Here is a 15,214-nt window from a genome sequence, read left to right as displayed (position 1 = left end):
CTTCGCGCTGGTACGCAGGTGCTACTGGTCGCGAATCACCGAGCTACTGGTCGCGAATCACCGAGCTACTGGTCGCGAATCTCCGAGCTACTGGTCGCGAATCTCCGAGATCAGCCAGTTTCCGTCCTGCTTCTCCAGGCTCACGATGACCATCCCGGAGCGAGAGTCTGCCGCCACGCCGTTCTGCGTCGAACTGACGTTCAGTTGGGCGAGCAACTGCGCCCGGTCCTTCTCGAGTCGCGTGATCCCGATCAGCGGGACATCAGCGGTCGTTGCCGTCTGGGTTTGTTCGACACCGGCCTTCTGAGTGTCCTTGTACTGCGTCAGTTGGTCACGCATCGACTGATTCAGGCCCTGGACGCCCTTGTCGAAATCGGCGTCGAACGTGTCGGGCGAGAACGTGAAGACTGCGGCCAACGCCGACGGCGTCACACGAAGAACCTCGGCCGTGGCACCTTCGTCCACCCAGGCGACGTCCTCCGTCTTCGCTCCGACTTTGAAGAAGGCGACGCCGGCGAGGATCGCGACGACCAACGCTGCTGCCCCCAGGATCGCGACCAGGCGCCAGCCGGCCTTGGATGGCGGGGAGGTTGTCGCCGACTCCCCCGCGTCTGTCTCCGGGGCAGCGGGGGCGTCGGCCTTCGACTCGTCGGCGACGGTCTTCGGTTCGTCTGCGACGGCCTTCGCCGGCTTGGTGAGATCGGGGCCTGGTGTGGATTCCGGCGCGTCGCTTTCCGTCGTCGCCGGCTCGGCACTCGAGGCTTGCGCCTTCGCCAGGTTCGGCTTGACTGCTTCGGGCGTCGCTGCTTCGGGCGTCGCTGCTTCCGGGGTCGCTGCTTCCGGCTGCTCGATCGTGGGCTCGACCGGATCCGAATCGGGAGTCCCCGCGGGGACGTTGAGCGAGCGAGCGCTTCCCGCGATCTTCGGCCGACGGTTCTGCGGGGAGGACGGTCCGCCGGTACGACGTTTGGGTGGCATTACGCGCTTCTCCTTCGAGGGATGTCGGTGTAGAGGTTCGAAGAACTACTGGCCACCGGAATCACCACCCTCGGTTGTCGGTGCAGGAGCACTGGATGCGGGTGCTTCGGTCCCCGAGCCGGGGGCGGGCGTCGCATCAGGTGCCGGCGTGGAGCCGTCGGCGGCCGGCAGAGTGCCGGAGCCGAGGTCGACCCGCGATCCGACCGGATCGGCCGACTGCGCCTTCCAGACCCCGTCCACCTCGACCATCCCGAGCCGCATCCCGAGCTGGTTCTTGACGAACTGGTTGCCCTGGGTCGTGGTCACTCGAACGACGACCAGAGCCGTGGCGGTCCGATCATCGGTGTTGAGTTCGGTCAGAGCGGACTGCACAACTTCGGTGTCAGCCTTCGAGCCGGAGTTACGCAATTCGTCGGTGATGGAATCCTGAACGGTCTGCAGATACGTCGTCATCTCGTCACCGGTCACCGAAGAACGCATGTTTTCGATCGACTGGTCAAGATTGGCCGAGTCCGCGTTGTTGAGGTTGATCGCGACTTGCTGCGCACCGATCAGAGCGTCGTCACGCATCTCGGCGGTGGTGCGGTCGGTGGTAAGCGCCCGAACGTACGGGACGCCGAACACACCGAGCGCAACCACAGCGGCCAGAAGCAAGACACCGACCGCAATCAGAGACGCTGTCAGCCCCTTCGGTTTGCCGGTTGTCGGCGTTCCCGATTCGACCTGTTCGGTCTCGGGCCCGCCGGACTGCGGGGAACTGTTTCTCTGAATCACACTCACTACCCTACTTACCTGTTTTACCCAGCCTCTGGCCGCGAATCGTCAACTGCCACAACTCAGTAGCCTGAACTGCACAAACTCGATCACATTCGGATCGGTCTACTTCGGTGTCACTCCGAGCATCGGCGCCAACTGCGTCGCGATCGGGTTGAGATTCAACTTGTCCGGATCGACCTTCGGCTTGAAGTCCCAAGGCTGGATGGTGTCGGGATCTGCGTAAACCACGCGGTTGGCACTACGAACACCCGTCTCGCTGCCCAACGGCACCTCACACGACGCCGCGGTGTTGAGCGGGAAATCCTGCTGGGTGTCGTCGAAATTGGGATTCTGACGCTTCATCTCGTCCAGGATCGCCATCGTGCCTTCATAACCCACCGTGCAGGAGAGCGGATTGTTGGTCTCCAACACCAAGCCCTGATGGACCGTTCCGTCGCCGGGAGCAACCGTCGGTGCGGCAGCAGCAAGGCCAGGAAGGAAGATCAGGAACGGCTGCAGCGCGATCGTTCGCGGCGCAAGCGTCTTGGTAGTGGCCGCCAGGTTTGTCAGGTCGGTCGTCAGGCTCGGACCGCCCTCGTCGATGAGAGCGCCAATCTGATCGCTGGCCGGAATTCCGTTGTCGATCAAGCGTCGGATGTCCGGATCGCTCGTCCGCAACTGCGCCGTGACAGCATCCAGATCTGTGCTGAACTGCTTGATCGCGGAAGACTGATCCGACTGCGTCGTCAGAACCGTCTCACTGTTCCGAATCAGCGCGAGCGTCTGAGGCAGGGTGTCGAGACCGGACTGCGAGAGACCGGACAACGAATCGGCCAGGACCTGAATGTCCTCACCCTTGCCGTTGAACGCAGCACCGAGTTCGACGGCGACGGTGTGGAGTGCATCGACCGGCACGGACTTGACCAAGCCGTTGGCACTGGTCAGGACATCCTCGATCGGGATCGGAGTTGTGGTGTCCCCCACCGCAATCACCGACCCGTCCTCGAGGAAAGGTCCCTGATCGGTATCGGGCTGGAGGTCGACGTACTGCTCGCCGATGGCGGAGCGGTTAGCCACGACTGCACGGGCCGACGCGGGAATCTCCGGAGCACTGTTGTCGATCTTCAGGTCTACCTGAATTCCGTCCTCGGTCAGCGACATGTCACCCACTCGCCCGACCGGCACGCCGCGATACGTCACTTCGGCGTTCGTGAAAATTCCACCGGACGTGGCCAATTCGGTCTTGACCGTGTACTGCCCGAACCCCATGAGGTTGTCCAGACGCACGTACTTGGCACCGACGTAGATGAGACCCAGAAGCGCAACCAAGACAAAGCCCACGAGCTGCCATTTGACCAGAGCTGATCTCACTGTCCATCACCACCAATTCCGAACTGTTCCAGCATTCCCTGGATGGGATTGAGTGGGTCCGCTGCCGGACCCGGGGTTGCCGGGTCACCCGCCGTTGTGGCGGGAAGACCAGCGACGACGGGGATCTGCGGCAGGATCGGAGCGATCGGCAGCAGTGACACCGTCGGCCAACCCGGGCGCGGTCCGTTGCCGTTGTAGTACGGATTGGACGGATCGACTACCGGCTTGGGATTGCCGAACTTCGGCTGACGGTATTCCGGTTCACCCTGTCCGACACCAAGACCCGAGAGAGTATTGCCGATCTGCAGGTCAACGCTCAGGAAGAGATTCACGGAACCACCCTGCGCAATCTTCTCGACGCCGTCCGGGAACGGGAATGTCGGGAGGAAAGGAAGTGCCCCGACGAAGTCGTCACCGGAGTCGGCGAGCGCCTGCAGCGTCGGACGAAGAGCCTGAAGATCAGCGATCAGATCGTCCTTGGACTGCGTGAGAACGTCGGTTCCCACTGTTCCGAGTCGATCCACCTGAGCGAGCATCTGCGTCAACTGCGGACGCTGCTCGTTGAGAACCTGTGTCGCAACGGGCAGTTCCTCGAGAATCTTGCCGATCTTCTCGTTCTGATCGTTGACTCGACTCGACAGCACGTCGAGTCCGTCGAGGGCGCGCGTGATGTCGTCACGCTGCTCGTTGAGTCCACCGATGAGAGTGTTCGCCTGCTCCAGAAGACTTCTTGTCTTGCCTTCGCGGCCGTCGAACGCAGCCCCGAGTTCTTCGACGATGGGCTGCAACTGGCCGACACCGCCGCCGTTGAGCAGCAGCGACAATGCGCCGAGAACCTGCTCGATCTCCGTAGCGTGTCGGGTGCGATCGAGCGGGATCAGATCGCCGTCGGCCAGCTTCGCAGAATCCGGTCCGGACGGCGGGGCCGACAGCTGGATGAACTTCTCGCCGAGCAGGTTGGTCTGCTCGACCGCGGCAATTGCGTTGGCGGGCAGATCAACCGACGAGTCGAGGATGATGCCGACGTCCGCGGTCCATCCGTCCGGTCCGACTGACACGTCGTCGACGCGACCGACGGGAACGCCGTCGACCTTCACAGCGGATTGCGGAACAAGGTCCAGGACATCGTCGAACTGAACGGTCAAGTGCATCGGATCCGAGCCCACATCAGGACCGCCGGGAAGCGGGACCGCGTAGATGCCCTCGGACGAGCAGGCGGTTGCCGAGATCAGGACGGCGCACAATCCGGCGCCGACTATAAGTGAACGCTTCACTCGCCCTCCCCGTTTCCACTGGTCAGCCGCGGTGACACGACGCCGGGCACAGTGCCCGGAACTACCTGCATCTGTCGTTCGGAACCGGCAAGGATGCCGAAGGGAAGGTTCAGGCCTGCGGCCTGATTGGCCGCGTCGGTCATCGCTGCGACATTTGCGCACTGGTCGATTGCGGGCTGCATCTGCCGTCCCAACGCCTCGAACCGCGGATCGCCGGGCAACAGTTTGCCGAGGTCCATCAACTTGCAGAGCACTCCGGCCGGGTTCTGAAGATCCGGGAACGCCAGACGCGAAGCGAGTACACCGGATTCGGCGTCGTAAGAGTTGACCAGGTTGGAGATCGCCAACGGCAGCATGGTGAGCGTGTTGGCCAGGCCTTCCTTGTTGTTAGCCAATGTCTGCGTCGGTTCGACCAGTCCCTCGGCTGTCTGGACCAGTTGATCTCGGTTGTCTGCGACGAACTTCGCGACGTCGCCGAGAGCGATCGACAGCTGATTCAGGGCGGCACCGAGATCGTCGCGTTCACCTGCCAAGAATCCGGTCAGGTCCGACAACTGAGTGTTGAACTGACGCACCTGCTGATCGTTGGCAGCGAGCGCACCCACAAACGTATCGAGGTTCTTGATGGTGAGCGAGATGTTGTCACGCGAATCGTTCAGCGTCCGTGCGGCATCCGAGAGGTTGGTGATGCTGTCCCCCAACGCTTCACCGTTGCCTTCCAGGTTTGCCGCACCGGTCTCGACGAAATCGGACAGCGCACCGTTCTTGTTGGCACCTTCGGGACCAAGTGCCGACGCGAGTTCGTCGATGCTGGAGTACAACTGGTCGACCTCGACGGGCGTTGCCGTCTTCTCGATCGGAATGACCGCACCGCTGGTCATCTTGTCGCCGCCGGTGAAGACCGGCGTCAGCTGGATGTAGCGATCGGCAACCACCGAAGGCGTGATCTGTGCGGCACTGGCGTCAGCGGGGATGTCGATCCCACGATCGACACGCAACTCGACCTTGACCTGATCTCCCTGAGGTTCGACGGATTCGACGGTGCCGACCTTGACACCGAGAACACGAATGTCGGAACCGTCGTAGATACCCACCGACTTGTCGAAGTAGGCGGTGATCTTGGTCGTTCCAGCGCGCGTGAACACCCACCACAGCGCTCCACCGATTACGAGTAACCCGATCAGAACAGCGGCGATGATCGCGACCGAGCGCTTCTTGGAGCCGCTTCCGGCTTCGGCAGTATCAGCCATCAGTTGCCTCCCAACGTACGAACGGGGTCACGGTAGCCCGGAATATCCGGCAGACCTGGCGGAAGGAGGTTCACGACGACCTGGTCGAACCAACGGCCGTTGCCGACGACGTTGGCGTACAGCCGAATGAAGGGTTCGTAGAGCTTCAGTGCCTTGTCCAAGTTCTCGTTGTTGGCCTTCAAGATGTCGATGACGCCGTTGAGTTGCGTCAGCGCCGGCCCGATTGCCGCCTCGTTGTCACGAACGAGACCGGTGAGCTGCTGAGAGACTCGCTGAGTTCCGGTGAGTAGCTGCGAAATCGCCTGCTGACGATTGTTGAGCTCCTGCACCAGAAGTCCACCGTCGCGGATCAGCTGGGTGAATTCCTTGTTGCGATCAGCAAGAATCTGTGACGTCTTCCCGGTCGCGTCGAAGAGTTTTTGCAAGTCCTGATCGCGGCTCGCGATCGTCTGGGACAACCGACTGACACCGTCGAGCGAGGCTCGCACGTCGCCAGGTGTCTCGGAGAAGGCTTGAGACAACGTCTCCATGCTCTTCGCCAACTGGTCGGTGTCGATGTCGCCGACTGTGTCCGCCGCGGCCGAGAAAGCCTGAACGACGTCATACGGAGACGTGGTGCGCTCGAGCGGAATCCGGTCCTTGGGATCGAGGTTGTCGGTTCCGCGCGGATCGAGTGCGAGGTACTTCTGTCCCAGAATCGTCTTGATCTGGATGGACGCCGAGGTTTGATCGCCGACCCACGCGTCACTCACCTTGAAGTCGACGAGTACACGGTCTCCGTCGAGATCGACGGAGGTGACCTTTCCGACCTTCACTCCGGCGATACGAACCTCGTTGCCGGGCTTGAGCCCAGCGGCTTCGGAGAACTCGGCGGAGTAGGACGAACCTGCCCCTACGAACGGAAGCGAATCGAGGAAGAACGCTGACAAAGTGGCCAACAGCACCACAAAAATACCGATGGCTCCGGCCATTGCCGGACTGCGACGTTTACTCATCGACCTTGCAACTCCCTCATACCGTCTTGAGTGCATCGCGTGGCCGCGTTGGTGTAGATCGGCTGGTTGACCGTCGGCAGGCCGGTGGGCAGATTCAGCGACGCAGACTGTCCGGGACCGGCGACGATGTCGATTCCACACAGGTAGAACTGGAACCAGGAACCGTAACTCGCGACACGAGCGAGCTTGTCGAGCTTGACCGGCAAAGTCTCGAGCACAGCATTCACGTCGTCACTACGACGGTTGAGTGTGGTCGCCAACGTGTTGAGTGCCGTGATCGAGCCCTGGATGGACGGCCTTGTGGGCTCCAGCAGGTCAGCCGTCGCATCGGTCAGGCCGGCGAGTGAGGTGACGGCCGAACCGACCACACCACGCTCGTTGGCCAACCCGGTGACCAGTTGCTGGGTGTTGACGATCAGCGAATCGAGGTTCTTGTCATTCGCGTTGACGGTGTCGAGGACGTCGTTGAGGTTCTTGATCACCGCGCCGATGACAGCGTCCTTGTCGGCAACGGTGTTGGTCAGGCTCGCGGTGTTGCGTACGAGCTCACTGATGGTGCCCGACTCACCCTGGAAGACCTGGATGATCTGGTACGACAGCTTGTTCACGTCGTCCGCGCTCAGGGTCGTGAACAACGGCTTGAACCCGTTGAAGAGCGTTGTGAGATTGACCGCCGGACGCGTCTGCGCCAACGGCAGGGTGTCGCCGCCGGTAATCTTCTTGCCCTGGCTACCTTCGCCTTGTGAGAGGGAGATGTACCGCTGCCCCACCAGGTTTCGGAACCGGATCGTGGCGATGGAACTCGCTGGCAACCAGTCACGGTCGGATACCGAGAACTGCACCTCGGCCTGGTTGTCGTTGACGATGGCGATCTTCTCGACCTGCCCGACCCGAACACCGGCAATGCGTACCTCGTCGCCCTCGTTCAGCGAAGTGACGTCGGAGAATACTGCGTTGAACTTGGTGCCTCCGCCACCGCCGAGGTTGGCGATACTGGCCGCCAGCAATCCCGTCGCCAGGATGGTGACCACCACGAAGATGATGAGCTTTGTCAGCGGAGCTGCGAGTCCTCTCATTGGACGCTCACCTCCGCACCGGCGAATGCCGGAGCACTGACCATTGTGGTCCACGCCGGAACGTCGTCCGGCGCAACACCGTTGGCCTGTCCGTAGATCACCTTCAACGTATCCTCTTCGAGTCGCGAGCCCGCGTAGCCGGCCTGCTGTGCCGGACCACTGTTGTTGGTCGAGAAGAGCTGCGGTCCGGAGCCCTCGGGTGCGGGCATGAATTCCATGGTCGCGGGTCCTGGGTTGCGGGACGGCACCTGGTAGGAACCGTCACCGTACGACCCGCCGGGGTACTGCGGGAACGGACGACCGGGCTCGGTGACATTGTCGTAGCAAACCGGGCCGCGGTTGTCGACCAGCCGAGGCTCGTCCTGGTTGGGCAGGTAGCGGCCCTTCGGGTTCACGATCTGAATACTCGCACGCACACCGGGATTGGGCGCGTCGGTCGACAGAATCTTGGCCGCTTCCGGAGCAGTGTCCGAGAAGCCCTTGAACGTGCACCCGAACGTCGGCGAGTATTGCGCCAACAGCTGGAGCGCATCGGTCGAATCCGCAGCGAGCGTGATGATCGAGGACGAGTTCGTCTCGAGGAATGCTGCTGTGTTCGACGAGGTCGCGGTGAGCGACGCCAGCAGTGTTCGCAACTGATCCTGCTTCTGCACCACCGTGTTACCCGTGGTCCGCAGATTGTCGAGAGCGTTGACCAGATCGGGCGCAGCGTCCGAGTACGTCTGGGAGAAGTCCGCGAACTTGCGCAGATCCTCTTGCACGGCAGGTAGTTCCGTGTTGACGCCGCGGAAGATCTCTTCGAGACGATCGACGGTCAAACCGAGCTCGGCACCGCGTCCCGTCAGGCCCTGAGCGAGAGACCCGAGAGTGTTCGCCAGATCCTGCGGCGGAATGGCCTGCAGGAGTGGAAGCAGCCCGTCCAGAACGTCACCGACCTCGACAGCGTTGCCGCTCTTGTCCTGGTGGATCACCGTTCCCGCGGAAATCGGGGTCGCGGTCGTTCCCTCCGGAATGATCAGGGAGACGTATCGCTCACCGAAAAGCGTCTTCGGAAGCAGACGCGCCGTGACGTTGGACGGAATCAGATCAGCCTTGTCCGGTTCGATCGCGAGGACCGACGTGACCTGGCCGTCTTTTGTCGACGCGGATCGCACCTCCCCCACCAGCAGCCCACGGACCTTGACGTCCGCGTTGGGCGGCAAAGCATTTCCGACGGTATCGGTCACGAGGTCGATCTTCACGACGTCCTTGAACGTCTTGTTGAAAGTTCCGATTGTGAAGGCCAGGAACAAGGCCAACACCACGAAGAACACGAGTCCGAGCACACGGCGGCGCAGGACTGACGGAGCCTCGATCATCCGGCCACCCTCACTGTCGTCGTGGTGCCCCAGATTGCGAGGCTGAGGAAGAAGTCGAGAACGGCGATCGTCACGATTGCGGCGCGAACAGCGCGGCCGACGGCCACACCCACGCCTGCGGGACCACCCGAGGCGTGGAAACCGTAGTAGCAGTGGATCAGGATCAGCACGAAGGCGAAGACCAAGACTTTCGCAAACGAATACAGCACGTCCTGCGGTGGCAGGAAAAGGTTGAAGTAGTGGTCGTACGAGCCCGTCGACTGCCCGTTGAACACCGTACTGATCACTCTCGAGGCGAGGTACGCCGCAAGCAGACCCACGATGTACAGCGGGATGACGGCGACGAAGCCGGCGATCATGCGCGTCGTGACCAGGAACGGCACCGACGGCACCGCCATGACCTCGAGGGCGTCGATCTCCTCCGAGATTCGCATGGCGCCGAGCTGAGCGGTGAAACCACAGCCCACCGTGGCCGAGAGCGCAAGGGCCGCAACGATCGGAGCGATCTCACGGGTGTTGACGTAAGCGGAGAGGAAGCCGGTCAGAACCGAGCTACCCAACTGTTCGAGAGCTGCGAAGCCCTGCAGACCGACGACGACACCGGTGAATCCCGACATCATCGCGATGACGCCGATCGTTCCGCCGATGACTGCGAGCGCGCCGCTACCGAACGTCACTTCGGCGAGCAGTCGAAGAGTCTCCTTCCGGTACCGGTGCAGGGTGCGCGGAGTCCACGCGATTGCGCGCGCGTAGAACGACATCTGCTCGCCCGCGCGGTCCAACGCGTTCAGTGGAATCTTGGCAACTTTGCGGCTCTTCAGCAGAAACTGATCGCCGCGGCCTCGTGCGATGGTCATTTAGGTCAAGATCCCTTCGCCGGCACGATCTGGAGGTACACCATCGTCAGAATCAGATTGGCGAAGAACAACAGCAGGAACGTGATGACGACGGCCTGGTTCACCGCCTCACCGACGCCTTTGGGGCCACCGGACGGGTGAAGTCCCTTGTACGCGGAGATCACACCTGCGATGACACCGAACACCGCGGCTTTGATCTCACCGCTCCAAATGTCCGGTAGCTGCGCAAAAGCTGAGAACGACGAGATGTAGGCACCGGGGTTACCTCCCTGCAGGACCACGTTGAAGAAGTAGCCACCCGCGATACCGACCACGGACACCAGTCCGTTGAGCAGTACAGCAATCAGCACCATCGCGAGTACTCGCGGAACCACCAGGCGCTGAATCGGATTGATGCCGAGGACTTCCATCGCGTCGATCTCTTCGCGGATGGTTCGTGAACCGAGGTCGGCCGTCACGGCCGATCCGGCCGCACCGGCGACCAGCAACGCTGTCACCAGAGGGCTACCCTGCTGGATCACCGCCAGGACGCTGGCAGCGCCGGTGAACGATTCTGCACCCAACTGCTTGATCAGCGAACCGGTCTGCAGTGAGACAACGGCGCCGAAAGGAATGGCTACCAATGCCGTCGGCAAAATCGTCACGCTGGCGATGAACCAGGCCTGCTCGATGAACTCACGGAACTGAAATGGACGCCGGAACGTATTCCTGACGACGTCGACAAACAGTTCGACGATGTTTCCGGCCTGAGTTAATGCTCCGTTGACCGGACTCAGAACCGAGTTGCGGGTAACCCCCATCCGATATGCCTACCCTTGCCCGTGTGTCGTGTTTCCGTAGGGATCGCCCTCGTATGCAGGAATGACCTGCGTGTCTTGCGAGTTGTCGTTCCACTCCCCCTGATAGCCGCTCGCTTCGGCGTACTGGGGATCGTACTGCCCAGTTCCGTTAACTTCGTCCAGGCTGTCCTGAATTGCCGCCTGAGCGTTAGCTGGGAGGGTGTGCATGATCTGCCGGACGCGCTCCTGGCGACGACGAACAGCCTGACGCTCCGGGTTTCCGGGGGTGGCCTTCATCTGCGGCACGATGCCCTCGACGTCGTCGACACCACCAGCGTGGTGACCTGCGTCGACGAGCGCCTGCTCGTGCGCCATCTGAGCCTCGTCCTTCTCCTCCGACATACCGATCGGACCGATCATCGTTCCGTTGAGGAACTGCTTGACGACGGGTTCGTCCGAGGTGAGCAGCACCTCGCGAGGGCCGAACATCACCAACTGACGACGGAAGAGCATGCCGATGTTGTCAGGCACCGTGCGCGCGAGGTTGATGTTGTGCGAGACGATCAGAATCGTGGCGTCGGACTGGGCGTTGATGTCGATCAGCGTCTGGCTGATGTACGTCGTACGCACCGGGTCCAGACCGGAGTCAGGCTCGTCGACGAGGATGATCTCGGGGTCGAGAACGAGTGCACGCGCCAGACCGGCACGCTTGCGCATGCCGCCGGAGATCTCGCCGGGGAGCTTGTCCTCGGCGCCGACCAGACCGGTGAGGTCCAACTTCTCCATCACGATCTTGCGGATATCGGATTCCGACTTCTTGGTGTGCTCGCGAAGCGGGAAGGCGATGTTGTCGTACAAGTTCATCGAGCCGAACAGCGCGCCGTCCTGGAACAGAACGCCGAACAGCTTGCGGATCTCGTAGAGCTCCTTGGAGGAGCACTGCAGGATATCCGTGCCGTCGATGACGATGGAGCCTTGTTCAGGGCGGAGCAGTCCGATCAGGGACTTCAGGAACACCGACTTACCGGTACCCGAAGGCCCGAGCAGTGCACTGACCTCACCCGCGGGAAGTGTCAACGACACGTCCTGCCAAATCCTCTGCGACCCGAAAGACTTTGTCAGTCCTTGTACCGCTACCTCGACTCCCACCATTACCTCCGCGACGTCCGTTGCATGCATGCACCCGTGTGGGTTGGGTCACTCTATCGCATGGGAGTGGTACCCGTGACTGCGAATACTACTAACGAGTAGGGAAGAAGCATAATTCAGGTCACAGCCTAGTTCGGACGCCCCTCCCACCTGCACCAATTCCGAAATATCACCGGCGAAAAAAGTTCAAAAAAAGAGGGCCACTCCCCGTGGGGAGTGGCCCTCTTCGTTACTACTCGCGAAGAGCAGCGGGAAAACCGTCTTACTTGATGACGATCTTTGCGCCGGCAGCTTCGAGCTTTTCCTTGGCAGCCTCTGCGGCGTCCTTGGCAACCTTCTCGAGGATGGCCTTCGGAGCGCTCTCGACGAGGTCCTTGGCTTCCTTCAGGCCGAGGCCGGAAACGACCTCACGGACGACCTTGATGACCTGGATCTTCTTGTCGCCAGCCGACTCGAGGACGACGTCGAACTCGTCCTGCTCTTCAGCAGCTTCTGCGGCAGCCGGTGCGCCTGCAGCGGCGACGGCGACGGGAGCAGCAGCGGTGACCTCGAAGGTCTCCTCGAATGCCTTAACGAACTCCGAGAGCTCGAGGAGGGTGAGCTCCTTGAACTGGTCCAACAACTCTTCGGTGCTGAGCTTCGCCATTGTGGCGGTCCTTCCTGTAAGTCCCATGTCGCTGATCCGCGACCGGGCGGGGTTATAGCAGTGATGCGCGGGTGCGGATCAGCTTTCGGCTTCGGCCTCGGCCGGAGCCTCGGTGGCAGCCTCTGCGGGGGCCTCTGCGGCTCCGCCTTCTGCAGCCTTCTTCTCCTGCAGCGCAGCGGCCAGACGGGCCATCTGCGAAGCGGGAGCGTTGAACAGGCCTGCGGCCTTTGCCAAGTTGCCCTTCATCGCGCCGGCAAGCTTTGCCAACAGGATTTCGCGGGATTCGAGATCCGCGATCTTGTTGACCTCTTCCACGGACAGCGCAGCGCCGTCCATGTAGCCGCCCTTGATGATGAGCGCCTTGTTGTCCTTAGCGAAGTTCTTCAGAGCCTTCGCAGCGTCGACCGGTTCGCCCTTGATGAATGCAATGGCGGTCGGACCAACGAACAGGTCATCAAGGCCCTCGATGCCAGCCTCTGCGGCGGCACGCTTGACCAGGGTGTTCTTGGCGACGGAGTAGGTGGCACCTTCTCCGAGAGCGCGTCGCAGTGTCGTGATGTTGCCAACCGAAAGGCCACGGTATTCCGTGACCACAGCGGCGGTCGAACCCTTGAACTGCTCGGTGATTTCCGCAACTGCGGAAACCTTCTCAGGCTTTGCCATACTTCGCCTCCTCTCGTGACAGTCGTTGTCCCACTCAGGAACCGCTGCACCTCATCGGGGATGAACCCGAGAAGACACAGTCCGCGACATGCAAAACGCCCCGGCGCAAGCGCACGGGGCGTACAGAGGAAACATGAAGAAGAGGCTTACGAATCAGCGTAACGATGCAACGCAAAGCAGTGCATAACCAGGCGAACTGTAGAACCACTACATCAAGCTATCCCCCTACCTCGTTCACCTACGTGGGCCGCCGGGCACTCCCGGACTTTCAACCACACTCATTACTGAGTGCAATCACCAACGGTCTTGGGTAGAACATGATTTTGGGGTGAAGTTCATATCCAGCACTGAACTCCGCATCGAAGACTACCTGACGGCATACCGATTCACCAATTCGGGCCCGTCACGCGCCCGGTTTCCTCACGCCCCGGGTTTCTTCACGCACCTATGGCCCTGGCGATCTTGTGTTCGATCTCCGCCCGAGCTCGGTCCGGCAATACAAGCAGTCCATCGAGTTCCTTGTGTGCCTTCTTGTACGCGCTCTGACGTTCCTGTGGCGTCGCGCCCTCGTCCATGGCCAGTCGCAGCAGACGCTGTGCTCGTACCAGACGCTCTTGTTCGTCGAGGCTGAAGCCGCTGCGTCTACGGCGCTTGGCCTCCGCTTCCGCGATTTCGAATGCGATCGCGTAAGCGTGTACCGCCTCGCGGTACTCGGTTTGTACCTGCTGGTTGCCGATCATCGTCTCCGGATTGCCTGGTCGGAGCAGATCGGCACGATATTTGGCTCGATGAAAATCGGCCGTCAAAGCCTCGCGCATGTCCGTCATCATCGGGGTGTCGAGCAGCGTGACCGGATCTAGTTCGTAGGAGAACCATCGGGCATCGACCTCATCGTGCTGCTCGATGGCTTTCGCCAACTCGCGACGCTGCGTCTCCTCATCGGCGTGATGTTGTGCGTTGACTTGCGCGATGGCGACCTTGGTCTGCTGCTTGAGCCGGAAACGCTCTTGCCGGCGCTCGATCCGCCTTTCGTTGGCAACCGCGACACCTTTCAGCGCCCCACCGATGGTGCCGCCGAAAACAAACAGCAGCCACCAGAAATTTCCGAGGAACTGGAACGCTTCGTGCATACACCCGATGATGCCACTGCTGGACCTGATGGCACTGCTGGACCGGATACCACTGCTGGACCGAATACCACTGGCGCAGCGAGGCAGACCCCCACAACAGACAAGAAGGCCGGTAGGGAGCGATCCCTACCGGCCTTCTTGTTCGTATGCGAACTGCTTACGCGTCTGCAGCATCCTCGAGGAGGTTGCGGGTACGGTTCGGATCCACCGGGATGCCCGGACCGGTGGTGGTCGAGACCGTGATCTTCTTCACGTAGCGGCCCTTGGCCGACGAGGGCTTCGCACGCAGGATCTCGTCCAGGGCTGCGCCGTAGTTCTCCACCAGCTTCTCATCGTCGAACGATGCCTTGCCGATGACGAAGTGCAGGTTGGCCTGCTTGTCGACGCGGAAGTTGATCTTTCCGCCCTTGATGTCGTTGACAGCCTTGGTGACATCCGCCGTGACGGTGCCCGTCTTCGGGTTCGGCATCAGGCCACGCGGTCCGAGGACACGGGCGATGCGGCCGACCTTGGCCATCTGATCAGGAGTCGCGATTGCGGCGTCGAAATCGACCCATCCACCCTGGATGCGCTCGATCAGGTCTTCTGCACCGACTACGTCAGCGCCTGCAGCCTCTGCTTCTGCTGCCTTCTCGCCAACAGCGAACACGATGACGCGAGCGGTCTTACCGGTGCCGTGGGGCAGGTTGACCGTTCCGCGGACCATCTGGTCAGCCTTGCGGGGGTCGACGCCCAGACGAACTGCAACCTCAACGGTTGAGTCCATCTTGGTGGACGACGTCTCCTTGGCGAGCTTTGCAGCCTGAAGCGGGCTGTAGAGCTTGTCTGCGTCGATCTTCTCAGCGGCGGCGAGGTACGCCTTGCTGCGCTTTGCCATTTGTTCTGTCCTTACTTATCACTGCAGTGAGTTACTTGGTGCAGTGGTGAATGGT

General features: G+C 61.5%; 15 protein-coding genes. All 15 read right to left on the bottom strand.

Features of this window, described 5'->3' with window-relative positions:
• Positions 1–87 precede the first annotated feature (87 nt).
• The gene (locus tag QM716_RS16200; protein WP_283305051.1) at positions 88–978 is read right to left on the bottom strand and encodes a hypothetical protein; all 891 of its coding nucleotides are present in this window, start codon (positions 976–978) and stop codon (positions 88–90) included.
• Positions 979–1,023: 45 nt separating this feature from the next.
• Positions 1,024–1,758: a hypothetical protein gene (locus QM716_RS16195; RefSeq protein WP_349307353.1), complete on the bottom strand. Its 735-nt coding sequence runs from the start codon at positions 1,756–1,758 to the stop codon at positions 1,024–1,026.
• A 99-nt stretch (positions 1,759–1,857) separates the two neighbouring features.
• Positions 1,858–3,105 (bottom strand): MCE family protein, encoded by a 1,248-nt coding sequence (locus QM716_RS16190; RefSeq protein ID WP_283305049.1) that lies wholly within the window; start codon positions 3,103–3,105, stop codon positions 1,858–1,860.
• The gene (locus tag QM716_RS16185) at positions 3,102–4,379 is read right to left on the bottom strand and encodes an MCE family protein (RefSeq protein ID WP_283305048.1); all 1,278 of its coding nucleotides are present in this window, start codon (positions 4,377–4,379) and stop codon (positions 3,102–3,104) included. The genes QM716_RS16190 and QM716_RS16185 overlap by 4 nt, the downstream gene beginning before the upstream one ends.
• A complete protein-coding gene (locus tag QM716_RS16180) occupies positions 4,376–5,629 on the bottom strand; it encodes an MCE family protein (protein WP_283305047.1) in 1,254 nt (417 codons plus the stop codon). Before QM716_RS16180 ends, QM716_RS16185 begins: the two co-directional genes overlap by 4 nt.
• Complete coding sequence (locus QM716_RS16175) at positions 5,629–6,624, bottom strand: MCE family protein (RefSeq protein WP_230812152.1); 996 nt, start codon at positions 6,622–6,624, stop codon at positions 5,629–5,631. Before QM716_RS16175 ends, QM716_RS16180 begins: the two co-directional genes overlap by 1 nt.
• The gene (locus QM716_RS16170) at positions 6,621–7,700 is read right to left on the bottom strand and encodes an MCE family protein (RefSeq protein ID WP_283305046.1); all 1,080 of its coding nucleotides are present in this window, start codon (positions 7,698–7,700) and stop codon (positions 6,621–6,623) included. Before QM716_RS16170 ends, QM716_RS16175 begins: the two co-directional genes overlap by 4 nt.
• Positions 7,697–9,058 carry an MCE family protein gene (locus QM716_RS16165; protein ID WP_283305045.1) on the bottom strand — a complete coding sequence of 454 codons (1,362 nt, stop codon included), beginning with the start codon at positions 9,056–9,058 and terminating at the stop codon, positions 7,697–7,699. The genes QM716_RS16170 and QM716_RS16165 overlap by 4 nt, the downstream gene beginning before the upstream one ends.
• Positions 9,055–9,915: an MlaE family ABC transporter permease gene (locus tag QM716_RS16160; RefSeq protein WP_230812149.1), complete on the bottom strand. Its 861-nt coding sequence runs from the start codon at positions 9,913–9,915 to the stop codon at positions 9,055–9,057. The genes QM716_RS16165 and QM716_RS16160 overlap by 4 nt, the downstream gene beginning before the upstream one ends.
• Before the next feature lie 5 nt (positions 9,916–9,920).
• Positions 9,921–10,715 carry an MlaE family ABC transporter permease gene (locus tag QM716_RS16155; protein ID WP_283305044.1) on the bottom strand — a complete coding sequence of 265 codons (795 nt, stop codon included), beginning with the start codon at positions 10,713–10,715 and terminating at the stop codon, positions 9,921–9,923.
• Positions 10,716–10,724: 9 nt separating this feature from the next.
• Positions 10,725–11,846, bottom strand: coding sequence for an ABC transporter ATP-binding protein (locus QM716_RS16150; protein ID WP_283305154.1), 1,122 nt, complete (start codon positions 11,844–11,846; stop codon positions 10,725–10,727).
• A 259-nt stretch (positions 11,847–12,105) separates the two neighbouring features.
• On the bottom strand, positions 12,106–12,489 hold the full coding sequence (rplL, locus tag QM716_RS16145; protein ID WP_283305043.1) for a 50S ribosomal protein L7/L12: 384 nt from the start codon (positions 12,487–12,489) through the stop codon (positions 12,106–12,108).
• A gap of 78 nt (positions 12,490–12,567) precedes the next feature.
• A complete protein-coding gene (gene rplJ / locus QM716_RS16140) occupies positions 12,568–13,152 on the bottom strand; it encodes a 50S ribosomal protein L10 (protein WP_003942074.1) in 585 nt (194 codons plus the stop codon).
• A 437-nt stretch (positions 13,153–13,589) separates the two neighbouring features.
• Complete coding sequence (locus QM716_RS16135) at positions 13,590–14,282, bottom strand: hypothetical protein (RefSeq protein WP_283305042.1); 693 nt, start codon at positions 14,280–14,282, stop codon at positions 13,590–13,592.
• A 157-nt stretch (positions 14,283–14,439) separates the two neighbouring features.
• Complete coding sequence (gene rplA, locus QM716_RS16130) at positions 14,440–15,159, bottom strand: 50S ribosomal protein L1 (RefSeq protein WP_243619740.1); 720 nt, start codon at positions 15,157–15,159, stop codon at positions 14,440–14,442.
• Positions 15,160–15,214 lie beyond the last annotated feature (55 nt).

Origin of the sequence: Rhodococcus sp. IEGM 1409 (genome assembly GCF_030056735.1) — a bacterium.
Taxonomy (GTDB): Bacteria; Actinomycetota; Actinomycetes; order Mycobacteriales; family Mycobacteriaceae; genus Rhodococcus_F.
This window is presented reverse-complemented; position numbering and strand designations above follow the sequence as displayed.